Genomic DNA, 26,129 nt, shown 5'->3' with positions numbered 1-26,129 from the left:
GTCAAGACAGCCTCACTCTCGGGTCGACGAGCGTGTAGAGGACGTCGGCGAGCAGGTTCGACAGCAGCACCAGGATCGCCACGATGAGCGCGAACCCGATGATGACCGAGTAGTCCTGCTGGTTGACCGAGCTGACCGCGAGCTGGCCCATGCCGGGCCAGGCGAACACCTGCTCGATGACCACTGCGCCGGCGAACAGCTGGCCCAGGTTGGTGGCGATGATGGTGAGCACCGGGATGAGCGAGTTGCGCAGCGCGTGCCGCACCACGACCCGCTGCGGGCCGGCGCCTTTCGCCTCGGCCGTGCGCACGTAGTCGGCGCCCAGCTCGGTGATCATGCTGCTGCGCACGTACCGCATGTAGGCGCCGGAGTTGCCGAAGCCGAGGATCGTCGCCGGCAGCACCAGGTGCATGAGCGTGTCGACCAGACCCGGGTTCGTGGGATCGGAGATGCCCGACGAGGGGAAGATCTGCAGCTTCAACGTGAACAGGTAGATCGCGATCAGCGCGACGAAGAAGATCGGGATCGACACCGAGCCGAGGCTGACGACCGCGGCGCCGTAGTCGAACACCGAGTTGCGGCGGCGGGCGGCGAGGATCCCCAGCGGGAACGCGACGAGCAGCGAGACCGCGAGCCCGACGAGCATCAGCTCCAGCGTGGGGCCGACCCGTTCCAGGAGCAGCTCCGTGACCGGCCGTCCATTGAGGAGGGAGTAGCCGAGGTCGCCGGTGAGCGCGTTGCCGAGCCACTCCCAGTACTGGAGGTACAACGGGTCGTCGAGGCCGAGATCCGCGCGGATCTGCGCGATGTACTCGGCGCTGCCGGTGTTGAGCTGGTCGGGCGGGATCCGCATCGCGATCGGGTCGCCGGGGGTGGAGTGCACCAGCACGAAGATGGCGATGGTGATGAGAAAGAAGACCAGCACGTTGGTCAACAGGCGCCGAACCAGGAACGCACCCATGGTCCTCCTCTCGGGTCGTGGTGAGGCCGGGCGCCCGCCGCCGTGACGGCGGGCACCCGGCGGGTCGGGGTTACTTCGAGACGCTCCAGGACGCCGGGTCCCAGAAGCCGGCGTCCTGCGAACCGGCGGCCTTGAAGCCCTGGATCCGCTTGTTGACGCCCCACAGGCCGTTGGGGGAGTAGAGCCAGAACAGGTCGGCCTGCTCGTTCTCCAGCTTGGCGGCCTGGCCGTACAGGTCCTTGCGCTCGGACTCGTCGTTCGAGGCGTTGGCGCGGGTCATCAGGTCGTCCAGCTGCGGGTTGCAGAAGAAGTTGATGTTACCGCCGGCCGGGAACTGCTGGGCGCACGCGGTGATCACGTTGATCGCCGACGAGTCGATCGCGTAGTTGCCACCGCCGTACAGGACCATGTCGTAGGACTTGTCCTGGTAGGTCTTCTGGATCTGCGCGGCCTGGATGTTCACCAGCTCCACCTTCACGCCGACCGCCGCGAGCTCGCTCTGGACGATCGTCGCGGTGGCGTCGCGGTCGCGCTGGCCCTGCACCCACTGGAGCTTGACGACGCGGTTGGGGTCCCAGCCCGCCTCCTGCAGCAGCTGCTTGGCCTTGTTGACGTCCTTGGCGTACTCGTTGAGGCCCGGGGGCTCGTTCGCCTTCGCGAAGTTCGACAGCCGCACCTCGCCCTTGCCGCTGAGTACCGTCTGCACGATCTGCTTGCGGTCGGTGGCGTACAGGAACGCCTGGCGCACGCGGGCGTCCTTGAAGTAGTCCTTCGACTGGTTCAGCGCGATGCGCACGAACCCGGCGCCGGGCTTCTCCTGCGTGGTGACGTCACCGAAGCCGGACACCGTGGCGATGTCGGTCGGCGAGTACGAGGCGATGTCGATCTGGCCGTTGCCGAGCTGCGCGGTGGCGGCGTCGGACTTCATCGGCTTGAGGTAGACGTCCTTGATCTTCGGCGCGGTGCGGTAGTTCGCGTTCGCGGTGACGTGCACGTACTGGTTCGTCTTGTACTCGACGAACGTGTACGGGCCGATCGTCACGGTCGGCTTGCGGAAGAACGCGTCCGCCGCCAGGTTCTCCGGCGCGATCTTGCCGAGCACGTGCTCGGGCATGATGTGCGCGATGCCGATCAGCGCCACCAGGCCGTAGTTGGGCGCCGCCGATCTGATGACGAACGTGCTGTCGTCGGGCGCCGAGAAGCCGGTGATGGTCTGCGCGGTGCCGGCGTTGAACTCCTTGACACCCTCGACCGCCGCGTACGAACCGGCGGTGGCCGCCTTCGCCTTGGTGTTGGCCAGCGCGTTGTAGGTGAACAGCACGTCCTTCGACGTGAACGGCGTGCCGTCGCTCCACTTCACGCCCTTGCGGAGCTTGAACGTGAACGTCCTGGCGTCGGAGGAGACCTCGAAGCTCTCCGCCAGCCGCGGCTGCAGCTTGTAGTCCGGGTCGACGCCGAGCAGGCCCTCGTTGATGAACGACATGACCTGGTTGTCGGGGCCGCTGCTGGCCGCCAGCGGACCGAACAGCCCGGCCGGTTCCTGGTACAGGTACACGTTGATCGACGCGTTGGCGCCGGCGCCGGTGTTGTCGGTCTTGGGGCCGGTACACGCGGCGACCGCTAACAGCGCCGTCGCCGCGACGCAGGCGAAGAGCCTTCTGCGCATGATGGGTGGGACCTCTCTGGTGAGGCGGTGACCTGGTGAGCCAGTGGATGTGGGATGAGAGGGGAAAGCGTTGCGGCCTCAGGCCACCGTGTTGTGCAGCGTGCCGAGCGTGCCGACGGTCACCGTCACCGCGTCGCCGGCCTTGAGGTACCGACCGGTGGCGTCACCGACGCCGGACGGCGTACCGGTCATGATGATGTCGCCGGGTTCCAGCGTCATGACGCGGGACGCGTGCGAGACCAGCTCCGCCACCGGGAAGATCATGTCCCTCGTGGATCCGTTCTGCCGGGTCTCCCCGTTCACCTGGAGCTCGACCGGCAACGTCTGCGGGTCGCCGACCTCGTCGGCGGTGACCAGCCACGGCCCGATCGGGGCGAACCCGTCGCACCACTTGCCGGCGAGCCACTCGAAGAACCACACCGCCCGGTCGCTGGCGGAGTGGGTGACCTTGCCGAAGTCGACCGCGCGGGCCGACACGTCGTTGGACGTCATGTACCCGGTGACGACGTCCAGCGCGTTCTCGACGGGGACGTTGCGGGTCCGGGCGCCGATGACGACCGACAGCTCGGCCTCGTAGTCGACCCGGTCGCTGATGTCGGGCAGCGGAATGACCGCACCCGGGCCCACGATCGACGTCGGCGGCTTGAGGAACAGCCGCGGAGTGATCACCGACTTGTCGAGCGGCGGGCCACCGCCCTCGACCACGTGGTCCTGGTAGTTGGCCGCGACCGCGAGCAGCTTGCCGGGGCGTGACAGGGGCGCCAGAAGCTCCACATCGGACAGTGGGTACGTCCCGGTGTCCTTGGGCGCGGTGCCGGCGGTCAGCGGGAACACGGTCGCCACGAGGACACCGAGGTCGCCGCCGCCGAGCTCGACGACCGTGTCGTCGCCCTCCAGGCGGCCGTGCCGCACCGCGCCGTCGCGGCGGTAGCTGACGAGTCGCATCAGGAATCAGCCTCCAGGTGAACGGGCGCACCCGTGTCGATCGACCGCTGCGCGGCCTCGATGACCCGCAGGGTCCGCACGGCGTCGGCCACGCCGATCTCGGGCCGGCCGGTGCGGATGCCGGCGGCGAGCACGTCGAGCAGCGCGTCGACGGTGCCGGGACCGGTCCAGGCGGTGGACTGGCGCTCGGCGGTGCGTACGCGCAGCGCCGGCTTCGTGGCGTCGACGGTCAGCACGCCGTGCGAGCCGCTGACCCGGTACCGGTGGGTCGCCAGGCCCGCGGGGGCGAGGCCGTGCAGCGTGCCCGTCCGTCCACACACGACGGTGCTGGTGACCCCGTGCGGATGGTCGAGCATCAGCGTCACCAGCGCCGGGCCGCCGGTCGCGTACACCCGGGTGACGTCGAGGCCGAGGATCGAGCACACCGCGTCGACCGGGTACAGCGCCAGGTTCACCAGTTCGCCGAGCGGCGACGGGTCGCCGCCGGCGACGAGGAAGTCGGCCTGCACGTTCCACGGCAGCCCCACGCGCCCCGCCCGCACCGCGGCGCGGGCCGACCGCAGCGCCCCGCCGAGGCGGATGTGGTGCGCGGGAACGACAACGACCCCGTGCTCGGCGGCGAGCCGCTGGATCCGGAGAGCCTCCGTGAGGCTCGCCGACAGGGGCTTGTCGGCGAGCACGTGCTTCCCGGCGCGGACCGCGTCGGCGACGATCCCGCCGCGCAGCCCGATCGGCGCGGCCACGCAGACGACGTCGGCCGCGGTGAACGCCTCGGCCGGGTCGGTGAAGTGGCGCAACCCGTGGTCGCTCGCTGCCTTGGCGGCCTTCTCCGCACCGCCAGGGTCGGCCGATCCGAGGGTCCCCACCAGAGTGAAGGCCGGGTGCCTCGCGAAGGCGGGAAGGTACATGTCCGTCTGGTGGTCCTGCGTCCCGATACCGCCGAACCCCACCAACACGACGGTGCTCACGCGGTCACCCCCGAGAGAGCGACCGGCTGGCCGGTCGCGATCGACGTCTCCACGGCGATGCCCATCGCGACGGCGCGGACCGCGTCGGCGACGGGCATCGCCGGTGGGGCACCGTCGATCGCGTCGAGCCACGCGGCGAGCTGTGCGGCGAACCCGTCGCCGCCGGCGGCCGGCACCAGCGCCGTGCCGCCCTCGGCCTGCAGCAGCGCGGCCTCGCCGTCCCAGTCCTGGTCGAGCTGACCGTCGGTGCCGACGACGAGGACCTCGCGCCGGCTCAGCGTGGCGGGCCGGTGGCCGCGGCTCATCTCACAAATGGCGGTGGCGCCGTTGGCGTACGTGAGCACCATCTCGAGGTAGTCGTAGATGCGGAGGTCCGTCGCGGTCTCCTTGCGCCCGCGGGCGCGCACCGCCACCGGTTCGTCGCCGATCCACCACGTGGCGAGGTCGAGCAGGTGCACTCCGTTGTGCAGCGCGTGCCCGCCGGACCTCTCCGGGTCGGCGACCCAGGCGCTCCAGTCGGTCCAGATCCAGCCGCCGAGGATCGCCAGCCGCACCAGCAGCGGCCGACCGATCGTGCCGGCGTCGACGGTCTCCTTGACCGCGCGGCCGTAGTCGTAGGCGCGGTGGGTGTGCGCGGCGAACAGGACCTTCCCGGCGGCGGCGAACCGGCGCTCCAGGTCCTTCGCGTCGGCGACCGTGGTGGCGAGCGGCTTCTCGATGAGCAGGTGCCGCCCGGCCTCGGCCACCGCCGCGCCGACCGCGGCGTGGGTGTCGTTCGGGGTGCACACGATCGCGGCGTCGACGCCCTCCCACCGCAACGCCTCCGCGAGGTCGGACCCGTGCCGGATCCCACCCTGCGACCGCGCGAACGCGGCGGCGCGTCCCGCGTCGGCGTCGACGACGCCGACCAGCTCGGCCCGCGGGTTCGCGGCGATCGCCGCGCTGTGTGCGCCGGCGATGAAGCCGGCGCCCACGAGGAGGACGCCTGCGGGCTTCGGCTGCGGCACGGAACGGGGTTCCATGTCCGCCATCCTGTGGTCGTCACCACGCCATGTCAAGGTCAACGCGGCGACCGGAGATTGCGGATGCGTAAAACATGGAACATCTTGCCATGTTGTCGCACGCTGCTTTAGCGTCGCCACCATGCCAACACCTGAGTCTCCGCGGTCTCCGCGTGGGCAGGCGATCGCGGCGGCCGCCGCGCGCGTGATCCCCGGTGGCGTGAACTCCTCCACCCGATACATCGGTGAGCCCTACGCGTTCGTGGCGGCCGACGGTGCCTACGTGACCGACGCGGACGGGCGCCGGTACCTCGACTACCACGCGGCGTTCGGAGCGATCCTCCTCGGCCACAACGCCCCGGTCGTCAACGAGGCCGTGCGGGCGGCGATGGACGGCGTCGACCTCACCGGGATCGGGGTCACCGAGGTCGAGGTCGCACTCGCCGAGCGGATCGTCGAGATCATCCCGTCGGCCGAGCAGATGATCGCCACCATGAGCGGGTCCGAAGCCACCGCCCAGGCGATCCGGCTGGCCCGCGCCGTGACCGACCGGGACCTCATCATCAAGTTCCAGGGGGGCTTCCACGGCTGGCACGACGCCGTCGCCCGCAACGTCATCTCCGCCCCCGACAAGGCCTACGGGCGCGACCCGCTCTCGAAGGGCATCCTCGACCAGGCCGTCGACGCCACACTCATCGCCGAGTTCAACGACCTCGACTCGGTGGTCGAGCTGTTCGACCGGTACCCCGACCGCATCGCCGCGGTCATCCTCGAACCCATCCCGCACAACGTCGGCGCGCTCGTGCCGACCAAGGACTTCGCGCAGGGCCTGCGTGACGTGACCACCGAACGCGGCGCGATCCTGGTGTTCGACGAGGTGATCACCGGCTTCCGGCACGCGCTCGGCGGCTACCAGGAGGTGCTCGGGATCGTCCCCGACATCACCACGTTCGGCAAGGGCATGGCCAACGGGTTCCCGATCGGCGGCGTCGCCGGCCGGCGCGACCTGATGGAGCACTTCAACGGCCGCACCGGCGACGTGCTGATGGCCGGCACGTTCAACGGCAACCCGGTCGGCTGCGCCGCGGCGCTGGCGACCATCGACCACCTGGCGTCGAACCCGGACTTCTACACGCGCACGCACGGCTTCGGCGAGCGGATGCGGCAGGGCCTCGCCGACATCGTCACCGAGCTGGACATCGAGGCGACCCCGGCCGGCTTCGGCGGCGTGTTCGCGCTGTACTTCTGCAAGGCGCCGGTGCTCGGCTACCGCGACCTCATGCGCAACAACGACACCGCGTACGTGGCGTTCCACCGTGGCATGACCGGGCGCGGCTTCCTGATGCTGCCGATGTCGCTCAAGCGCAACCACGTCTGCGGTGCGCACACCTCGGAGGAGATCGACCGCACCCTCGAGGCCGCCCGTGACGTGCTGAAGGAGCTGCGCACCACCAACGTCGTCTGATCCTCCTTGACATGGAACGGTGTTCCATCAAGTTTCGTGAGCCTCTGGCGGATTCCTTCGGAGGGCTCATGAAGCGCGAAAGACCAGACCTCTCCTCGTGACCGTCACCGTGGGCGCGCTCGTCGCCGCGGTGGCGGGCTCCGCGACCGGGCAGACGCCACCGTCCACAGTGGTCGGTCAGACCGGCAACCTGCTGCCGAACGGCGGGTTCGACGTCGGCGACCGGTCGACCCATCCGGCCGACTGGGCCGTGGACGGCAACGTCGGCGGCACCGCGATCATCGCGACCGCCGCGAACATCGCCTCCGGCAAGGGCTCGCTGCGGATCACCAACGTGAGCGGCGGCACGGTGACCGTCACCAGCCCGCGCGCGGTGGCGGTGCCCGGGAAGACGTACACGGTGACCGCGAAGGTGAAGGGCGCCAGCGGTACGCTGCCGATCCTGGCGCTCGTGTTCACCAGCTTCGAGAACACCGTGCTCGACACCCGGGCGGTGAGCCCGACGTTCTCGACGGCGTTCCAGACGGTCACCGTGCAGGGGGTCGCGCCCGAGCGGACCGCGAACGTGTCGGTCCGCATCTCGGCCACCCCGACCGAGGTCGGCCAGTCGTACTGGGACGACGTGTGGCTGAGCGAGGCACACATCCGACGGCAGGTGCTCGCCGTCGGCAAGCTGGTGCTGGAGTCGCGGCGGGGCGTGCCCGGCCACGCGCACCAGCCGTGGCTCGCGGTCGACGGCCCGTCGTCGTCGGAGGAGCACGGCGAGATCTGGAGCATCGCCGTCGCGCACGGTGGCTCGTGGAAGCTCGTCGCCGAGCTGTCCGGCTACGGCCACACGCACGTGACCGCCGGCCTCAACGACTTCGACCTGCGGCTCGTGCTCGCGCCGGGGGAGCGGCTCGACCTGCCGGAGACGGTGGGCGTGTACGGCCCCGCCGGGTACGCCGACCTCACCGCGCGCTGGCACCGGTACGAGCGCGGGTTCGTGCTGCCGCGGCCCACGCGGGTGCGGCCGGTGCTCTGCAACTCCTGGGAGTCCACGTTCTTCGACGTGCGTCACGACGACCAGGTGGCGCTGGCGAAGCGAACGCACGACCTCGGTGTGGAGCTGTTCGTCGTCGACGACGGCTGGTTCGCCGACCGTGCCGACGACGCCGGCGGGCTCGGCGACTGGCGCACCGACCCGGCCAAGCTCCCGCACGGGCTCGCCGCGCTGGCCGACGAGGTGCACGCGCTCGGCATGCGCTTCGGGCTGTGGGTCGAACCCGAGGCGGTCACCCCCGACAGCGACCTGTTCCGCGCGCACCCCGACCGGGTCATGCGCTGGCCCGACCGGGACCCGGCCGCGGTGCGGCACAGCTACGGCCTCGACTTCGGCCGGACCGACGTGCGGGACTGGGCGTTCGGGACGCTCGACCGGCTGGTGCGCGAGGGCCGCGTCGACTTCCTCAAGTGGGACCTGAACCGGTCGCTCACCGACACCACCGGCGCCGGCCAGTTCCACCACGAGGCCGGGTTCCGGTCGGTCGTCGACCGGCTCCGGGCCGCCCATCCGGACCTGTGGCTGGAGACGTGCGCCTCCGGCGGCGGACGGGCCGACCTCGCCAGCCTGTCGCGGTTCGAGCTGTCGTGGCCGTCGGACAACACCGACGCGCTGGAGCGACTGTCCATCCAGGAGGGTTACGCGCTCGTCCACTCGCCGCTGACGATGTCGTGCTGGGTCACCGACTCGCCCGGGTACCTCAGCCACCGGCCGGTACCGCTGCGGTTCCGGTTCCACGTCGCGATGACCGGGCTCCTCGGCATCGGCGGCACGATCGGCCGCTGGCCGGCCGGGGAGCGCGCCGAGGCGGCCGGGTACGTGGCCCGGTACAAGGAGATCCGCGACACCGTGCAGCTGGGTCACCGGTACCGCCTCGGGTCGGCGCGCCACGACGAGCGCTTCGCCGTGTGCTGCGTGGCCGCCGACGGCGCGCAGGTGGCGCTGTTCGTGTTCGCCCGCACCGTGCGTCAGGACGGCGGCGACCCGCCGGTGCGCCTGCGCGGGCTCGATCCGCACGCCCGCTACCGCGACGTCGACTCCGGGACCGCGTACGGCGGCGCGTTCCTCATGCGGCACGGGCTGCGCCCGCTGCTGCGCGGCGACTACGCGAGCGCCCTGTTCGTCCTCGAACGGGTGTGACGCCGGCAACACCCCAGGAATCCCGGGATGGTCCGCCCGGTTGGGCGGGACATGACCACTGTTGGTTTCATCGGAAGCGGAAAGATCGGCGGGACCGTCGCCCGGCTGGCCGTCGCGGCCGGCTACGACGTCGTCCTCAGCAACTCGCGCGGACCGGAGACGCTCGCGGACCTCGTGGCCGACCTCGGCCCGAAGGCCCGGGCGGCGACCCCCGCCGAGGCGGCGCAGGCGGGTGACCTCGTGGTGCTGAGCGTCCCGCTGCACGCCTACCGGGTGGTGCCGGCCGCGGCGGTCGCCGGCAAGCCGGTGCTCGACACCAACAACTACTACCCGCAACGCGACGGCCGGATCGCCGAGCTGGACGCGGGATCCACGACGAGCAGCGCACTGCTCCAGGAGCACCTCGCCGGAGACGCCGCGGTGGTGAAGGTCTTCAACAACATCAACTGGACCCAGCTCGGATCGCTGGCCCGTCCGTCGGGTGCGGCCGACCGCAGCGCCCTGCCGGTCGCCGCCGACGACGCGCGGGCGAAAGAGGCCGTCGTCGCGTTCCTCGACGCGATCGGCTACGACGCCGTCGACACCGGCTCTCTCGCCGACAGCTGGCGGCAGCAGCCGGACACCCCGGTGTACGGCGTGCCGTACGCGGGTGGCCCCGCACCCGCGGAGAAGATCCGCGACGCGCTCGCGGAGGCCGGCCGGGGCTGACCGGAAGTATGCTATCGAAATACATCGATTAAGGCGGCGGCGCGTGTCCGGACAGGGACCATTTGGAACGCGCTCGCCGCATTTTTTCCGTATTCAACAAAATCTTTGTCTTGTTCAGTGACGCCGCAACGAATTGCACAGTTGCGCACCTGCCCCATCGGCCGTTGACACGTCTATGTGACGACTCTATGTTTGTCGTGCCGCTGCCGACCCCGCCTCCCCGGGTTCGTTTGAGGCGGCATTTTTCGGCAGTGTCGCCGCGCGGATTCCACGGTGCAGGAGTGGCTTTTGTCCGCGCACCTTTGTTGACTTCGGGGAGGCGTCGGGACTTTTGGACGGAACACCTTTCGGGCGCATCGCCATCGTCGCCAACTTCACTGCTCAACCGCTGTCCGAACCGCTCGCCTTCTGGCTGTCGGCACTGCGGATGAAGGCAGAGATCGCATTCGCCGAATACAATCAGATATTCCAGGCGCTGCTCGCCGGGAATGGTCCACTCACCACGAACCGGTCCGGCGCGAATGTCATTCTCGTGAGCCTGGGTGAGTGGCGCGACGAATCCGGCGGCCTGGTCGACGACCTCGTTCACGCCATCCGCTCGTGCGCCGACCGGGCACCCGTACCGCACCTGGTGGTGTGCTGCCCGGCCGACGTGTCGACCGACGACGGTGTGGCCGAGAAGCACCTCGAGGCAGCGTTCGCCGGCGATGCCCGGGTCCGCGTCCTCACCGAGGACGACGTGCGGCGGCAGTACCCGGTCGCGGCCCGGTTCGACCCGTACGGCAACAGCACCGCGCACGTCCCGTACACCCCCGCGATGTTCGCGGCGCTGGCGTCGGTGACCGTGCGCGCGCTGCACGCCGCCGTGACGCCGCGGCCGAAGGTGATCGTCGTCGACGCCGACAACACGCTGTGGGACGGCGTCGTCGGTGAGGACGGCGTGGGTGGTGTCGTGGTCGGCCCGGCCCGACGGGCCTTCCAGGAGTTCCTGCTCGACCAGCGGGCCGCCGGCCGGCTGCTCGCGCTGTGCAGCCGCAACGTCGGGTCCGACGTGCTCGACGTCCTCAGTGGACACCCCGACATGGTGCTGCGCCCCGGGCACCTGGCGGCGATGCGGGTCAACTGGGCGCCGAAGTCGGCCAACCTGCACGAGATCGCGGCCGAACTGTCCCTGGGCGTCGACAGCTTCGTGTTCCTCGACGACAACCCGGTCGAGTGCGCCGAGGTAGCCGCCGGCTGCCCGGGCACGCTGGCACTGCCGCTGCCCGCCGACGCCGAGGCCGTGGTTCCGTTCCTGCGGCACTGCTGGCCGCTGGACGTCGCCGACGTCACGGCCGAGGACCGCGAGCGCGCCGACCGGTACCGCGCCGAACGTGACCGCGACCGCGCGCGGGCCGACGCGCCGTCGCTGGAGAGCTTTCTCGCCACACTCGACCTCGTGGTCGACGTGCGTCCGCTCGGCGACGCCGACCTCGCCCGCGCGGCGCAGCTGACCCGGCGCACCAACCAGTTCAACCTCACCACGGTGCGGCGCGGACCGGCCGAGCTCGCCTCGCTGCCGGACGGCCTGCGGTGCGACGTCGTCGAGGTGCGCGACCGGTTCGGCGACTACGGCCAGGTCGGCGTCGTGGTCACCGGCACCGAGGGCGACGCGTTGGTTGTGGAGACGTTCCTGGTGAGCTGCCGCGTCCTCGGACGCGGTGTGGAGCACCGGATCCTCACGACCCTGCTCGGCCGGGCGCGCGCGGCCGGGCTCACGCGCGTCCGGCTGCCGTTCGAACCGACGGAGCGCAACCTGCCGGCGCTGCGGTTCCTGGAGTCGCTGCCCGCGCGGCGCGTCGACACCTCGACCGGCGCGCGGTTCGAGCTGCCGGCGACCGCCGAGGTCGCCCCGCGGTACACCGACGACGGGCCGGAGACGGCGCCCGACGCGGTCACCGTGGTCGAGGCACCGGACGCGGGCGTCGACTGGGCGCGCGTGGCCACGACGCTGGCGACCGCCGAGCAGGTGCTCGCCGCGGTCGAGGCCCATCGGACCACGTCGGAGTCCACAGTGGTCACCGACGACCCGGTCGAGGCGGCCGTCGCCGCGATCTGGGCCCGGCTGCTCGACTTCCCGCCGAGGTCGGTGCACGACTCGTTCTTCGACCTCGGCGGGCACTCGATGCTCATCGTCCGGTTCGCCACCGCCGTGCGCGACGAGCTCGGCGTGGAGCTCGCGATCGACGAGCTGTTCACCACCGCGTTCACGGTCGCCGACATCGCGCACACGGTGCGCCGCCGCCAGCTCGACCGCGCCGACGACGCGGAGCTGGCCGACCTGCTCGACGAGCTCGACCGGCTCTCCGACGAGGAGATCCGCGCGATGCTCGACGTCGAGCGATGACCACGTTCCTGCTCAGCACCAGCGGCACCCACGGAGACGTGCTGCCGTTCGTGGAGCTGGGCCGCGCGCTGGTCGGCCGCGGCCACGACGTCACCCTGTACACGCACGAGTTCTACGCCGCGACCGCGCGGCGGGCGGGCGTGCGCGTCGAGGCCCCCGACACGCGGGAGGAATACGACCGGCAGATCGCCGACTCGCACAACCTGCTGCGTGAGGTCGTCGCCGACCTCGACCACCTCACCGACTTCTTCCGCCGCAACGGACTGTTCGACCACATCCGGTTCGAGTACACCCGGATGGCGGAAGTGATCCGCGACCGGGCGCCGGACGACGTCGTGGTGGTCGCCCGGCACACGTCGGGCCTCGCGGCGCTGATGCTGCGCGAGTCGCTCGGGGTGCCGGTGGCGTGGGTCGGCCTCGCGCCGACCCAGTACATGGCCACGCCGCTGAACGAGCGCATCTTCCCCCGCAGCCTCGGCGGGCCGGTGAACGACCTGCGGGCGGGGTTCGGCCTCCCGCCGGTGACCCGCTGGGGCGGCTGGCTGCGCTCGGCCGACCTCCACATCGGACTGTGGCCGGAGTGGTTCGACCGCGCGGGCGAGCCGGCGCCGCCCGGGGTGGCCCTGACCGGCTTCCTGCTCAACGACGAGGCCGAGTCCGGCGAGCTGCCCGACGATGTACGGGCACTGCTGGACCCGGCACCGGTGCTCATCACCGGTGGGTCGGGCCAGTTGCTGCACGGCGACTGGTACCGGGTCGCGGTGGACGCGTGCGTGCGCGTCGGCCGGCCGGCCCTGCTGGTCTGCCGGCACCGCGGGCTGGTGCCGGACGACCTGCCGCCCGGCGTCCACCGGTTCCCGGCGCTGCCGTTCGCGACCCTGATGCCGCACGTGGCCGCCGTCGTGCACCACGGAGGCGTGCTCACCAGCGCCCGCGCGGTCGCCTCGGGCGTGCCGCAGCTGGTGCTGGCACACGGGATCGACCGGCCCGACAACGCGGCGCGGATGCGCCGGGCCGGCGTGGGGGAGTGGCTGCCCGCGGCCCGCTGGGAGCCGGCCGGCGCCGCCGCGCTGCTGCGCCGGCTCGTCGAGGACCCCGGCTACCGCGACCGCGTCCGGCGCCTCGCGCCGTCCGTCGACGCGCGGAACAGCGCGGCCGCCGCGTGCGAGCGGCTGGAGGGCCTCGCGGGACGGGTCGGTGCGGCGGCACCGTCCACAGTGGATGAACCCGGTGACGACCTCGGCGCGCGGCTGCGCCGGCTGGATCCGCACCGGCGGGAGACGCTCGCGGCCCTGCTGGCCGAGCGCCGGGGAAGGGTGAGCCTGTGACCGGGGTGGTCGACCCGACCGACGCGCGCAGCCGCGTCGGCCAGCTGTCCGACGAGCGGCGCGCCGTGCTCATGCGGCGCCTGGCCGCGCAGCGGTCCGGCCGGCAGGCGGGCCCGGCGGCGCCGCGGCCGCGCCCGCCGGGTGCCGCCGACCTGACCGTCGAGTGCTCGCCCACCCAGCGGCGCGTGTGGCTGGCGGCCGGGCTGTCGCCGGACAGCCCGGGACTGCACGTCACCACGGCCATCCGGCTCAGCGGGCCGCTCGACGTGGCCGCCCTCCAGCGGGCGGTGTCCACAGTGGTCGCCCGGCACGACGGGCTGCGCACGGTCGCCGACGACAGCACCCCGGTGGTGCGCCAGCGGGTACGCGCCGACGCGACCGTCGAGGTGCGCCGGGTCGACCTCGCCGGCGGTGGGCAGACGGCGGTCGTCGAGGCGCTGCGGCGGGAGCGGTTCGACCTGCGACGCGGTCCACTGCTGCGGGTGGCGCTGCTGCGGCGGGGCGACGACGACCACGTGCTCGTGCTCGTCGGCCACCACTTCGTGATGGACGGCGGCTCGATGGGCATCGTCGTGCGGGAGCTCGCGGCCGTGTACACGGCCGTGGCGCGCCGGAGCCCGGTGCCGCTGCCGGCGCACGCCGTGCAGTACCCCGACGTGTCGGCATGGCAGTGGGACCTGCTGCGCGACGGCCGGCTGGACCGGTCCCTCGACTACTGGCGGGCCGTTCTGGCCGGCGTCGGTGAGCCGCTCGACCTGCCGCTGCCCAGACCCGGGACGCCACCGGAGCGCACGGTGGGCGTCCACCCGTTCCGCATCGACGGCGCGGCCGCGAGGCCGGGCGGACCCGGTGGCCTCGCGCCCGGGCTGCTCGCCGTGTTCACGGTGCTGCTGGCCCGGTACACGGGCCGGTGGGACCAGACGGTCGGGATGTTCGTGGCCGGCCGCACGCGGGCGGAGACCGCCGGCGTCGTCGGCAACTTCACCAACCTCGTCGCGGTGCGTACCGACCTCACCGACCGGCCGGCCTTCGCGGAGGCGGCGGTCCGGGTGCGCGTGGCGTTCGCCGGAGCGCTGGCCCATCAGGACGCGCCGTTCGAGACCGTCGTGGCGACTGCCGGGCCGCCGCGGGTCGTGGGACGGCCGCCGCTGGTGCAGGTCGCGGTCAACCTGCACAACCACGCGTACCAGCACGCCGCCTGGCACGGCCTCGGCGCCGAGGTGCTGCCGGTCAGCGCCGACCACGACGACCTCGACCTGACGCTGGTGGCGGTGCCGCAGCACACCGGCACCGTCGACGCGGCCTTCGAGTATCCGGCCGACCGGTTCGCGCCGGAGGCGGTGGCGGCGCTCGGCCGGCACCTGACCACGCTCGGCGCGGCCCTCTACGCCGACCAGGGCCGGCGGGTGTCGGCCGCGCCGATGCTGCCGGCCGACGAGCTGGAGACCCTGCGAGCGTGGGGACGGGGACCCGGAGCATGACAGTTCTGTCCACAGTCGACACCGGTACGGTGCTCGACCGCTTCCTCGCACAGGTGACCCGTACGCCGGACGCGACCGCGGTGCTCGCCGGTGACGTCACACTGTCCTACCGGGACACGCTCGCCCGGGCGCGGGCGCTCGCGACCCGGTTGCGGGCCGGCGGTGCCGGGCCGGGCGGGCTCGTCGCGGTCTGCGTCGACCGGTCGGAGCACCTGGTGGTCGCGCCGCTCGCGGTATGGCTGACCGGCGCGGCGTACCTGCCGCTCGACCCGGCCTACCCACCGGCGCGCACCGCGATGGTGCTGGAGGACGCGCGGGCACAGGCCGTCGTCGCCACCCGCGGCACCCGCCCGGTCGTTCCGGACGGTGCTGTGCCCGTCACATTGATCGAAGACGCCGCAGACGGCCCGGACCCTGCCGACCACCCCGCGCCCGGCGGCGCCGACGCGGCGTACGTCATCTACACGTCGGGGTCGACCGGGCGGCCGAAGGGCGTGGTGGTCGAGCACGACGCGCTCGCGAACTTCGTGACCGCGATGCGGCGCGTGTTCGGCGGCGGGCCCGAACACCGGTGGCTCGCCAGCACCTCGCTCGCGTTCGACATCTCCGGGCTGGAGCTGTACCTGCCGCTCACCACCGGCGGAACCGTCGTCGTGAGCGGGGTCGCCGGCCACGACGGCGCCGCCGTGGTGTCCCTTGTGGACGAACGACGCGTGACCCACGTGCAGGCGACCCCGTCGGCGTGGCGGCTGCTGCTCGCGGCCGGCCTCGACCGGCCCGACCTGGTGGCGCTCGTCGGCGGCGAGGCGCTGCCGCTGCCGCTCGCGCGACGGCTGCGCGAACGGGTCGGCCGGCTGGTGAACATGTACGGCCCCACCGAGACGACGATCTGGTCGACGTGCTGGGACGTGCCGGACAACCCCGACCACGTGTCGATCGGGCGACCGATCGACCGCACCGTGGTGTGGGTGCTCGATCCCGACCGCGGGATCCTGCCGATCGGCGTGCCCGGCGAGCTGTACATCGGCGGCGCCGGCGTGGCGCGGGAGTACCTGCGCCGACCCGGGCTCACCGCGGAGCGGTTCGTGCCCGACCCGTTCGCCGACGGCCGCCTCTACCGCACCGGCGACCAGGTGCGGTGGCGGCCCGACGGGACACTGGAGTACCTCGGCCGGTTCGACGACCAGCTGAAGCTGCGCGGACACCGCATCGAGCCGGGCGAGATCGAGGCGGCGCTGCTGCGTCACCCCGCGGTGGTGGAGGCGGCGGTCGTCGTGCGGCCCGACCCGGCCGGCGACCCGGTGCTCGTCGGGTACGTGAGCCTGCGGGACACCGTCGCGGTGCAGGACCTCCGCGCGTTCCTGGCGGCCGACCTGCCGCCCGCGATGGTGCCCGGACCGATCGTCGTGCTCGACCGGCTCCCGGTGACGCCCAACGGCAAGCTCGACCGCAAGGCGCTGCCCGCGCCCGACACCGCCGGCACCACCCGGGAACCGGTGACTCCTACCGAGATCGCCGTCGCCCGCGTGTGGCGGCAGGCGCTCGGACTCGCCCGGCTCGGTGCCGACGACGATGTCTTCGCCGCCGGCGGCCATTCGCTGCAGGCGATGGCGGTGGCCGCCGAGCTGAACCGCGCGCTGGGCCGGCCCGTGCCCGTCGGGCTGGTGTTCGCCCACCCGACCGTCGCGGGGCTCGCGGACGCCGTCGACCACACCGTCGTCGAGGAGTCGGCGCTCGCGACGATCCCCGTGATCGACCGTGTGGACGGCGCCGCGCACCGCTGCTCCTACAGCCAGCTGAGCATGTGGCTCGCCGAGCGGCTCAACCCCGACCGGTTGATGCTCAACACGTTCGCCGGGCTGCGCCTGCGCGGCGACCTCGACCGCGAGGCGCTGGCCGGCGCCTTCGCCGACCTGGTCGCCCGGCACGAGATGCTGCGTACGGTCTTCGTCGAGGTCGACGGCGAACCGTGCCAGATCGTGCTGCCGACGGTCACGGTGCCGGTCGCGGACCTCGACCTGCGCGACGGACCCGACGCCGACGCGGCGGCGCACGCCGAGGCCGACCGGCTCTGGCGCGAGCGCTTCGACCTGGGCCGCGGGCCCCTGCTGCGCGCGACCCTCGCGCGCACCGGTGAGCGCGAGCACCTGCTGCTCACGGTGTGGCATCACATCGCAATCGACGGCTGGTCGCTGGCGACCGCGCTGGAGGAGCTCGGCGCGCACTACGCGCGACGCGCCGGCGGCGGCGACGCGCTGCCGGACCTTCCGGTGCAGTACCTCGACTTCGCCGCCTGGGAGCGGCGCCGCGTCGACGACGGCGACCTCGACGCCGCGATCGCGGTGTGGCGCGAGAAGCTCGCCGGCGACCGGCCCGACGCCGTGGTCGCCGCGGTGCCCGCACCGCCCGGCGGCCCGGCCCGCGGCGCGAAGCTGACCACCGTGCTGCCGACCGCCCTCGTCGACCGGCTGCGCGCCGCCGGTACCGGCATCACGCCGTTCCACGTGCTCATCACCGGCTTCACCGCGCTGCTGTCGCGCTACACCGGTTGCGACGACCTCACCGTCGGCGTCGTGGTCGCCGGCCGCCCGCATCCGCAGCTGGCCGACCTCATCGGCTCGTTCGTGCAGACCCTGCCGGCGCGCGCCACCGACATCACGGCGACGAGCTTCCGCGACCTGCTGTCCCGGGTACGGGCCGCGGTCGTCAACGCCGTCGTCGTGCAGGACGTGCCCTACGACCTCATCAAGGACCCCGACCACCCGCCGCTGCGCTACGCCTGCCTGATGATCGAGGACGACACCGGCCCTGTGACGGGGTTCGGCGGCCTCGCGGCCGACCGGTGGCACCACGAGTTCGACGACGTCATGTTCGACCTGTCGCTGCAGGCGGGCCACGTGCCGGACGGGCTGCAGGTCACCGTCGAGTACCGCGCCGACCGGTACGACGGGGCGACCGCGCACCGGCTCGCGACCCACCTGCGCACCCTGTGCGAGGCGATGGCCGACGCGCCCGACGACCCGATCGGGCGCCTGCCGCTGCTGACCGCCGACGAGCGGCACCGCGCGGTCGAGGGCTGGAACCCGCCCCCGCCCACGGATCCGGCGGAGCCGGTGCTGGCGCTGGTCGCCGCGCAGCCGGCCGGCGCGGTGGCGCTCGTCGACCCCGACGGCACCACCACGACCTACGGGGAGCTTGTCGCACGGGCCGCGGGCCTGGCCCGGCACCTCACCGGGCTGGGCGTGCGGCCCGAGGAGCCGGTGGCGGTGCACCTGGAGCGCACGTCGGCGGCGGCGGTGGCCGTGCTCGGCGTGCTCGCCGCGGGTGCCGCGTACGTGCCGGTGAGCACGGCCGCGCCGGCGGCCCGCGTCGAGGCCCAGCTCGCCGACGCCGGGGTGCGGTTCGCGGTGACCGCGGGAGCGTGCGCCCTGCCGCCCGGAGTGTCCACGGTGGACCTCGCGACGGTGGAGCCCGGCGACGCCCTGCCCGTGCTCGGCGGCGACCGGCTCGCCTACGTCATCTACACGTCCGGCTCGACCGGCGTTCCCAAGGGCGTGCGGGTCACCCACGCGAACCTGGCCAACACCTACCGCGCGTGGCGCGCGCAGTTCGGCCTGGCGGCGCCGCGGCTGCTTCAGATCGCCGACCTCGGCTTCGACGTCTTCACCTCCGACCTGATGCGCGGCCTGTGCAGCGGCGGCACGGTCGTGTTCTGCCCACGCGAAACGGTGCTCGACCCGGCCGCCCTCGCCGCGGTCGTCGTGGCCCACCGGATCTCGATGGTGGAGCTGGTGCCGGCGGTCGCGCGGCTGCTCGCCGAGCACCTGCGCGCCACGGGGGGAAGGCTCGACGGGCTCGACCTCCTCGTCGTCGGCTCCGACCAGGTGTTCGTCCGCGACTACGCGGAGCTGGTCGAGCTCGTCGGTCCACACACGACGGTCGTCAACTCGTACGGCGTCACCGAGGCCGCGATCGACAGCACCGCCTACGCCGGGCCGGTGCCCCCGGGCGATCCGGCGGCGCCGATGCCCATCGGCTGGCCGATGCCCGGCATGACCGCCGACGTGCTCGACGCGTTCGACCGCCCGACGCCCGTCGGGGTCACCGGCGAGCTGGTGGTCGGCGGCGACGGGGTGGCGCGCGGCTACACCGACGCGGAGCAGACCGCCGCCCGGTTCGGACCCGACCCGCTGCGCGCCGGTCGGCGGGTCTACCGCACCGGCGACCTGGCCCGCCGCCGCCCGGACGGCGCGATCGATCTGCTCGGCCGTGTCGACGGACAGCTGAAGATCCGGGGCTACCGCATCGAACCCGGCGAGATCGAGGCGGTGCTGCGCGACCTGCCCCGCGTCTCCGACTGCGCGGTGGCCGCGTGGCCGGGCCGCACCGGCCAGCTCCAGCTCGTCGCGTACGTGGTCGGGGAGGCGCCCGATCCCGGGGCGGTCCGCGCCCGGCTGCCCGAATACATGGTGCCGGCCGCGTACCTCACCGTGCCCCGGCTGCCGCTCAACGCCAGCGGCAAGGTCGACCGGCGCGCGCTGCCGGCACCGGACCCCTCGGAGCTCGCCGGGGTGCCCTACGTCGAGCCGGCCGGCCCGACGCAGCGCGCGTTGGCCGACATCTGGCGGCGGCTGCTCGGCGTCGACCGGGTCGGCGGCGACGACTCGTTCGTCGGGCTGGGCGGGCACTCGTTGCTGGCGGCCCGGTTCGTCGCGGCCGTGCGGGCCGAACTGGGCGTGGAGCTTCCGCTGCGCGCGGTGTTCGATCTCGGCACCGTCGCGGCGCTGGCCGGGCTGGTCGACGGCGGCGCCGCGGCGGGCCCCGGGGTGGTGATCCCGCGGCGACCGTCCGGTGTGGACGCTCCGCTGTCGCCGGTGCAGCGGCGGATGTGGTTCCTGGAGCAGCTGGAGCCGGGAACGGGGACGCTCAACGTCCCCGACCTCCTGCGCCTGCGCGGCCCGCTCGACCTCGCCGCCCTGGAGCGGGCCTGGAACGTCCTGTGTGGACGGCACGAGGCGCTGCGGGTCAGCTACGTCGGCGACCCACCGGTCCAGCGCGTCGCGGACCCCGCGGAACGGCCGCTGACCGTCACCGACGTGGCCGACCTCGACGCGGCCCGCGCCCTCGCCCACGACGACGTGGCCGCGCCCTTCGACCTCGCCGCCGGTCCACTGTGGAGGCTGCGGGTGCTCCGGCTGGCGCCCGACGACCACGTGCTCTCGCTGGTCGTGCACCACAGCATCACCGACGACTGGTCGGGCCGGATCCTGTTCGAGGAGCTGGCCCTGGCCTACGGCGGCCACGACCTGCCGCCGCCGATGGTGTCGCACGGCGACGTCGCGGCCTGGCAGTGGGAGCGGCTGACCACCGGACGGGAGGCGGTGGCGACGGAGTTCTGGCGCGCCGCGCTCGCCGGCGCGCCCGAGGTGCTCGATCTGCCGACCGACCGGCCCCGCCCGCCGGTGCAGCGACCCGACGGCGGCACGGTGTGGCGGCGGGTGCCGGCCGACGTGTCCGGCCGGCTCGACCGGTTGTCGGCCGCCGAGGGCGCCACCGGCTTCATGACGCTGCTCGCCGCCTACGCGGTGCTGCTGGCCCGGTTCAGCGGCCAGCACGACGTGTCCGTCGGCGCGCCGGTGGCCGGCCGCGAGGCGCCGGACCTGCAACGGGTGGTCGGCTGCCTGCTGAACACGCTGGTGCTCCGGGTGCGGCCGCTGCCGGGGCAGACATTCCGCGAACTGGTCGGCGCGACGAAGGGCGTGGTGCTCGACGCGCTGAGCCACGCCGACCTGCCGTTCGAGCGGCTCGTCGACGTGCTGAACCCGCCGCGCAGCCTCGCCCACTCGCCGCTGTTCCAGGCGATGTTCAACGTGATCGAGGCCGACGGCCCGCCGCTGCGGCTGCCCGGCGTCGAGGTCGACCACCTCGGCCACGAGCTGACCACCACCAAGGCGGACGTCTCGATGACGGCCACCCGCCACCCCGGTGGGCTGGACCTCTACGTCACCTACCGCGCCGACCTGTTCGAGCCCGGCACCGCCGCCGACCTCGTCGACCGGTACGTGGCCCTGCTCGCCGCGATCACCGACGACCCCGACCGGGACTGGCTCGACCTGCCGCTGGGCGGGGTCGCCGTGACGGCCGCCGTGAGAGCGGACCCGCCGACCACCACGCTGGGCGGGCTGTTCGAGGACCAGGTCGCCCGCACCCCGCACGCCACCGCGCTGGTGACCGGCGCCGGACGGGTCACCTACGCCGACCTGAACGCCCGCGCGAACCGGTTGGCGCACGGGCTGCGCCGGCGCGGGGTCCGGCCGGGCACGCTCGTGGCCGTCGCCGTGGAGCGGTCGGTCGACCTCGTGGTCGCGGTGCTCGGCGTGCTCAAGGCCGGCGGCGCGTACGTCCCCCTCGACACCACGCACCCGACGGCCCGCCTCGCCGCCGTGCTCGACCGGGCCCGGCCGGTGCTGCTGGTCACCGACGCGGTCGTGCCGGTGCCGTTCGACGGGCCGCGGCTGCACCCCGCCGACTGCGGCGACGAGCCGGCCGAGGACCCGACGCCGCTGGCCGGCCCCGACGACCTCGCCTACGTGGTGCATACCTCCGGCTCGACCGGCGTACCCAAGGGCGTGCTGTGCCACCACCGCGGCGCGGTGAACTACCTGTCGTTCGTGACGCGCCGGTTCGGTGTGTCGACGTCGGACACCGTGCTGCAGGTGGCCGGGATCGCGTTCGACGCGTCGGTGCGCGATCTCCTCGGTCCGCTCACCGTGGGCGCGACCGTGGTGCTGCTGCGGCCCGAGGACGCGAAGGAGCCGGCCGCGATGCTGGCGGCGGTGCGGCGGCACCGGGTCACGTGCCTGCTGTCGGTGGTGCCGACGCTGCTGCGCGGAATGGTCGCGAGCGGCGAGCCGGTCGACGGGAACACCGTGCGGCTGCTGCTGTGCAGCGGTGAACGCATGTACCGCCGCGACGTCGCCGACGCGCACGCGTTGTTCGGTCCACAGTCGACGGTCGTCAACCAGTACGGGCCGACCGAGTGCACGATGACGTCGACCTTCCACGTCGCGGAGCCGGGCGGCGACCCGGCCGAGCCGCTGCCGGTGGGCGGCCCGATCGACGGGTGCCGGATCCACGTGCTCGACCACCGGCAGCGGCCGGTGCCCGCCGGCGTGCCCGGCGAGGTGTGGATCGGCGGCACCGGCGTGACCGCCGGCTACCTGAACGACCGGGAGCAGACCGACGAACGGTTCCGGCCCGACCCCGCCGGCGGCCGGATGTACCGCACCGGCGACCGCGGACGGTTGCGTCGCGACGGGACGCTGGTGTTCCTCGGCCGCCTCGACCAGCAGGTGAAGATCCGCGGCCTGCGGGTCGAGCCCGGCGAGGTCGAGGCGCACCTGCGGGAGCTGCCGGGGGTCACCGCCGCGGCGGTCGTCGCCGACTCCACCCGCCTCGTCGGATACCTGGCCGGCGACGTCCTCGACCTGGAGGCGTTCCGGGCGACCCTGCGCGAGCGCCTGCCCGAGCACCTCGTGCCGGCCGTCCTGGTCGAGGTCGCCGCGATGCCGTTGACCGCCAACGGAAAGGTCGACCGCGGCGCGCTGCCCGCACCACCCGCGCCGGCGCCCTCGGCCCGGTACGAACCACCGGCCACCGACGCCGAACGGCGCGTCGCCGACGCGTTCGCCGAGGTGCTCGGCGTCGAGCGGGTCGGTCGCACCGACCACTTCTTCGACCTCGGAGGCGACTCGTTCGCCGCGGTGTCGGTCGCCCGGCTCGTCGGGTCGGGCATGCGGGTGCTGGACCTGTTCCGCGCGCCCACCGTCGCCGCGCTCGCCGCGGTGCTGGCGACCGACGACGCCGGAACCGGCCTGCTGCACGAGCTCACCCCACCGGGCGCGCCGCGGACGCTGTCGGTGGTGTGTGTGCCGTACGCGGGCGGCAGCCCGATCAGCTTCCAGCCGCTGGCCGCCGCGCTGCCGGCCGGGTACGCGCTGTACGGGGTCGCGCTGCCCGGACACGAGGTGACCCGGCCCGACGAGGAGGCGCTGCCGCTGGAGGTGGTCGCCGGCGCCGTCGCCGACGAGATCCTGTCCACCGTGGACGGTCCGGTCGCCGTGTACGGGCACTGCTCCGGGAGCGCGTTCGCGATCGAGATCGCCCGGCGGCTCGAGGACGCCGGCCGGCCGTTGCACGCGGTGTACGTCGCCGCGGCGTTCCCGAGCACCCGGCTGCCCGGGAAGCTGCTCGGCCGGCTGACCCTCGACCGGTTCCAGAGCGACCGCACGTACCAGACGTTCTTCCGGTCGATGGGCGGCTTCGGCGACGGGCTCACCCCCGACGAGGTCCGCCAGATCATCCGGAACCTGCGCCACGACTCGACGGCCGCCGAGGACTACTTCACCCGCACCCTCCACGACCCGGGCCACCGCCGGCTCGCCGCGCCGATCGTGTGCGTCGTCGGCGACCGCGACCCGCTGACCGAGTACCACGCCGAACGGTTCCGCGAGTGGGAGTCCTACAGCGACTCGGTCGACCTCGTGGTCCTGGAGCGCTCCGGACACTACTTCCTCAAGCACCGGGCCGCGTCGGTCGCGGAGGTGATCGGCGGCCTGCGGTCCGGGTCCGCCCAGAAGACGACGGACCCGGCGCCGCGCCGCGGCTTCGGGACGTTCGCCGCCGTCGCCGCGAGCCAGTTCGTGTCGCTGCTCGGCTCCGGCATGACCTCGTTCGCGCTCGGCGTGTGGATGTTCCAGAAGACCGGGTCGGTGACGCTGCTCGGGCTGATCGCCGCGTGCGCGCTGGCGCCGGGCATCGTGGTGTCGCCGTTCGCCGGCGCGGTCGTCGACCGCGCCGACCGGCGGAAGGTCATGCTGCTCGCCGACCTCGGCGCCGGCGTCGGGACGCTCGTGCTGGCCGCCCTGATCTGGTCGGGTGACCTGAGACCCTGGCATCTCTTCGTGGTGCTGTCGTGGTCGTCGGTGTGCTCGGCGTTCCAGCGACCGGCGTACCTGTCCGCGGTGCCGCAGCTCATCCCTAAGCGGTACCTGGCCCGCGCCAACGGATTCGCGATGAGCCTCGACGCCGGCTCGCAGGTGCTGGCGCCGCTGCTGGCCGGCGCGCTCGTGGTGACGATCGGGCTCGCCGGCGTCATCCTCGTCGACGTCGTGACGTTCTCGGTGTCGGTGCTGGTGCTGCTCCTGCTGCGGTTCCCGAACGCGTTGCCCTGGCGGCGGCGCGAGTCGATCCGGGCCGAGATCGCGGGCGGGTTCCGGTACATCACGGCGCGGCACGGCATCATGGCGCTGCTGGTGCAGGCCGCGGCGTGCAACGTGCTGCTCGCGATGCTCGGCGTCCTGGTGACGCCGCTGGTGCTGCGTACCATCGACGACCCGGGCGCGCTCGGGGTCGTGATGGCCGCCGGTGGCGTCGGCGCGCTGGCCGGCGGGCTCGCGATGGCGGTGTGGGGCGGACCGGCGAAGTTGATGCACGGCATCCTCGGCTACGCGCTGGCCGGTGGCGTGTTCATCGCGGTGCTGGGCCTCGGGTCGGGCGTCCCGCTCATGGCGGCCGGCATGTTCGGCTTCTGGGCGACGCTCGCCGTGAGCAACGCCTGCTACACGGTGCTGATCCAGGTGAAGGTGCCGCACCACCTGCACGGTCGGGTGTTCGCGATCAATCAGATGGTCGCGTTCTCCACGATGCCGGTCGGCTTCCTGCTCGCCGGGCCGCTGGCCGACGACGTGTTCGAGCCGTTGTTCGCACCGGGCGGCGCGCTCGCCGGCGGTCTCCTCGGCACCGGTCCGGGCCGCGGAGTGGCGCTGCTGCTCGTGGTCATCGGTGTCCTGACGGTTCTGGTGAACGCGGCCGGGTACGCCTACCCGCGGCTGCGCCGCCTCGACTCCGACACGCCGGACGCCCAGCCCGACGAGGAGATCGCGGTGGGGGACCGGCGATGAGGTGCGCGGCGGGCCACGACGTCACCGACCCACTCGCGTGGCGCTGCCCGGACTGCGGCGCGCCACACGACTTCACCGACCTGCCACCGTTCGACCCCGGCTCCATCGACACCGGCACCTGGTCGATGTGGCGCTACGCCGCGATGCTACCGGTGAAACCCGTGGTGACCCTCGGCGAGGGCGCGACCCCGCTCGTGCCCGTGCACCTGCCCGGCGGGTCGTTCCTCGCGAAGCTGGAGCACCTGAATCCCACGGCCTCCTACAAGGACAGAGGCACGTCGGCCGCCGTGAGCCACCTCGTGACCCACGGCGCCGACCACCTGGTCGAGGACTCCTCCGGCAACGCCGGCGCGTCGATCGCGGCGTACGCGGCCGCCGCCGGGGTCACCGCCCGCGTGTACGTGCCGGCGACCGCGAGCGCGGCGAAGCTGCGGCAGATCGCGGCCGCGGGCGCCGACGTGGTGCCGGTGCCCGGCCCCCGGTCGGCGGCCTACACCGCCGCCCGCGGCGACACCCGGGGCGTCTACGCCAGCCACGTCTGGCATCCGGCGTTCCTGCTGGGCCACCGCACCTGCGCGTGGGAGATCTGGGAGCAGCACGGGCGGCGGCTGCCCGCGGTGGTGGCGTGCCCGGTCGGCCAGGGCAACCTGTTCCTCGGCCTGGCACACGGGTTCCGGGCACTCGTCGGGGCCGGGCTCGCCGGTCGGATGCCGCGGATGGTCGCCGTGCAGGCCGCGGCGTGCGCACCGGTCGCGGCCGCGTGGCGGTCCGGCGCCGCCGATCCGTCCACAGTGGACGAGCGGCCGACCGTCGCGGAGGGCATCCGCACGGCGTCGCCGGTGCGGGGACGCGACCTGCTGCGCGTGGTGCGGTCCACGGGCGGTGCCGTGCTCACGGTCAGCGACGCCGCGATCGGCGCCGCCCAACGCGACCTCGCCGCCGCCGGTCTCCTGGTCGAACCCACCGGAGCGGTGGCGGTGGCGGCACTGGGCGAGCTCCGGCGCCGCTTCGACGCCGAGATCGCCGAGATCCTGGTACCGCTGACCGGAAGCGGGCTGAAGACCGGATAGTCAGGG

Annotated in this window: 13 protein-coding genes; 8 read left to right on the top strand and 5 right to left on the bottom strand. The window is 73.2% G+C overall.

All coding sequences use genetic code 11. From position 1 onward, the window contains the following. Position 1: 1 nt before the first annotated feature. The 5 genes from Voc01_RS43960 to Voc01_RS43940 all read right to left on the bottom strand — a co-directional run bounded on the left by Voc01_RS43960 (position 2) and on the right by Voc01_RS43940 (position 5,562). Positions 2–961 carry an ABC transporter permease gene (locus Voc01_RS43960; RefSeq protein ID WP_203933698.1) on the bottom strand — a complete coding sequence of 320 codons (960 nt, stop codon included), beginning with the start codon at positions 959–961 and terminating at the stop codon, positions 2–4. A gap of 70 nt (positions 962–1,031) precedes the next feature. After that, positions 1,032–2,627, bottom strand: coding sequence for an ABC transporter substrate-binding protein (locus Voc01_RS43955; protein ID WP_203933697.1), 1,596 nt, complete (start codon positions 2,625–2,627; stop codon positions 1,032–1,034). 78 nt (positions 2,628–2,705) lie between these two features. Continuing rightward, on the bottom strand, positions 2,706–3,572 hold the full coding sequence (locus Voc01_RS43950) for a fumarylacetoacetate hydrolase family protein (RefSeq protein WP_203933696.1): 867 nt from the start codon (positions 3,570–3,572) through the stop codon (positions 2,706–2,708). After that, entirely contained in the window at positions 3,572–4,540 is a 969-nt protein-coding gene (locus Voc01_RS43945; RefSeq protein ID WP_203933695.1) for a Gfo/Idh/MocA family protein, read from the bottom strand. Before Voc01_RS43945 ends, Voc01_RS43950 begins: the two co-directional genes overlap by 1 nt. Beyond that, complete coding sequence (locus Voc01_RS43940) at positions 4,537–5,562, bottom strand: Gfo/Idh/MocA family protein (RefSeq protein WP_203933694.1); 1,026 nt, start codon at positions 5,560–5,562, stop codon at positions 4,537–4,539. The genes Voc01_RS43945 and Voc01_RS43940 overlap by 4 nt, the downstream gene beginning before the upstream one ends. Positions 5,563–5,683: 121 nt before the next feature. Between Voc01_RS43940 and Voc01_RS43935 the strand changes: the two genes are divergently transcribed. The 8 genes from Voc01_RS43935 to Voc01_RS43900 all read left to right on the top strand — a co-directional run bounded on the left by Voc01_RS43935 (position 5,684) and on the right by Voc01_RS43900 (position 26,123). After that, entirely contained in the window at positions 5,684–7,006 is a 1,323-nt protein-coding gene (locus Voc01_RS43935; RefSeq protein ID WP_203933693.1) for an aspartate aminotransferase family protein, read from the top strand. Between the two features lie 97 nt (positions 7,007–7,103). Continuing rightward, positions 7,104–9,188 carry an alpha-galactosidase gene (locus tag Voc01_RS43930; RefSeq protein ID WP_203933692.1) on the top strand — a complete coding sequence of 695 codons (2,085 nt, stop codon included), beginning with the start codon at positions 7,104–7,106 and terminating at the stop codon, positions 9,186–9,188. Positions 9,189–9,239: 51 nt separating this feature from the next. Further along, complete coding sequence (locus Voc01_RS43925; protein ID WP_203933691.1) at positions 9,240–9,896, top strand: NADPH-dependent F420 reductase; 657 nt, start codon at positions 9,240–9,242, stop codon at positions 9,894–9,896. A 532-nt stretch (positions 9,897–10,428) separates the two neighbouring features. Next, entirely contained in the window at positions 10,429–12,282 is a 1,854-nt protein-coding gene (locus Voc01_RS43920; protein ID WP_203933690.1) for an HAD-IIIC family phosphatase, read from the top strand. Next, positions 12,279–13,610: a glycosyltransferase gene (locus tag Voc01_RS43915; RefSeq protein ID WP_203933689.1), complete on the top strand. Its 1,332-nt coding sequence runs from the start codon at positions 12,279–12,281 to the stop codon at positions 13,608–13,610. The genes Voc01_RS43920 and Voc01_RS43915 overlap by 4 nt, the downstream gene beginning before the upstream one ends. Beyond that, entirely contained in the window at positions 13,607–15,091 is a 1,485-nt protein-coding gene (locus Voc01_RS43910) for a condensation domain-containing protein (protein ID WP_203933688.1), read from the top strand. The genes Voc01_RS43915 and Voc01_RS43910 overlap by 4 nt, the downstream gene beginning before the upstream one ends. Next, the gene (locus Voc01_RS43905; RefSeq protein ID WP_203933687.1) at positions 15,088–25,053 is read left to right on the top strand and encodes a non-ribosomal peptide synthetase; all 9,966 of its coding nucleotides are present in this window, start codon (positions 15,088–15,090) and stop codon (positions 25,051–25,053) included. The genes Voc01_RS43910 and Voc01_RS43905 overlap by 4 nt, the downstream gene beginning before the upstream one ends. After that, positions 25,050–26,123, top strand: coding sequence for a pyridoxal-phosphate dependent enzyme (locus Voc01_RS43900; protein ID WP_203933686.1), 1,074 nt, complete (start codon positions 25,050–25,052; stop codon positions 26,121–26,123). The genes Voc01_RS43905 and Voc01_RS43900 overlap by 4 nt, the downstream gene beginning before the upstream one ends. Positions 26,124–26,129 lie beyond the last annotated feature (6 nt).

Origin of the sequence: Virgisporangium ochraceum (assembly GCF_016863655.1) — a bacterium.
GTDB lineage: Bacteria > Actinomycetota > Actinomycetes > Mycobacteriales > Micromonosporaceae > Virgisporangium > Virgisporangium ochraceum.
The sequence above is the reverse complement of the archived record's forward strand: the minus strand, read 5'-3'. Positions and strand labels throughout refer to the sequence as shown.

Excerpts from the sequence above, each read along its gene's own strand:
- Voc01_RS43960 (WP_203933698.1), bottom strand. The coding sequence starts at position 961 with ATGGGTGCGTTCCTGGTTCGGCGCCTGTTGACCAACGTGCTGGTCTTC.
- Voc01_RS43955 (WP_203933697.1), bottom strand. The coding sequence starts at position 2,627 with ATGCGCAGAAGGCTCTTCGCCTGCGTCGCGGCGACGGCGCTGTTAGCG.
- Voc01_RS43950 (WP_203933696.1), bottom strand. The coding sequence starts at position 3,572 with ATGCGACTCGTCAGCTACCGCCGCGACGGCGCGGTGCGGCACGGCCGC.
- Voc01_RS43940 (WP_203933694.1), bottom strand. The coding sequence starts at position 5,562 with ATGGAACCCCGTTCCGTGCCGCAGCCGAAGCCCGCAGGCGTCCTCCTC.
- Voc01_RS43935 (WP_203933693.1), top strand. The coding sequence starts at position 5,684 with ATGCCAACACCTGAGTCTCCGCGGTCTCCGCGTGGGCAGGCGATCGCG.
- Voc01_RS43925 (WP_203933691.1), top strand. The coding sequence starts at position 9,240 with ATGACCACTGTTGGTTTCATCGGAAGCGGAAAGATCGGCGGGACCGTC.
- Voc01_RS43915 (WP_203933689.1), top strand. The coding sequence starts at position 12,279 with ATGACCACGTTCCTGCTCAGCACCAGCGGCACCCACGGAGACGTGCTG.
- Voc01_RS43905 (WP_203933687.1), top strand. The coding sequence starts at position 15,088 with ATGACAGTTCTGTCCACAGTCGACACCGGTACGGTGCTCGACCGCTTC.
- Voc01_RS43900 (WP_203933686.1), top strand. The coding sequence starts at position 25,050 with ATGAGGTGCGCGGCGGGCCACGACGTCACCGACCCACTCGCGTGGCGC.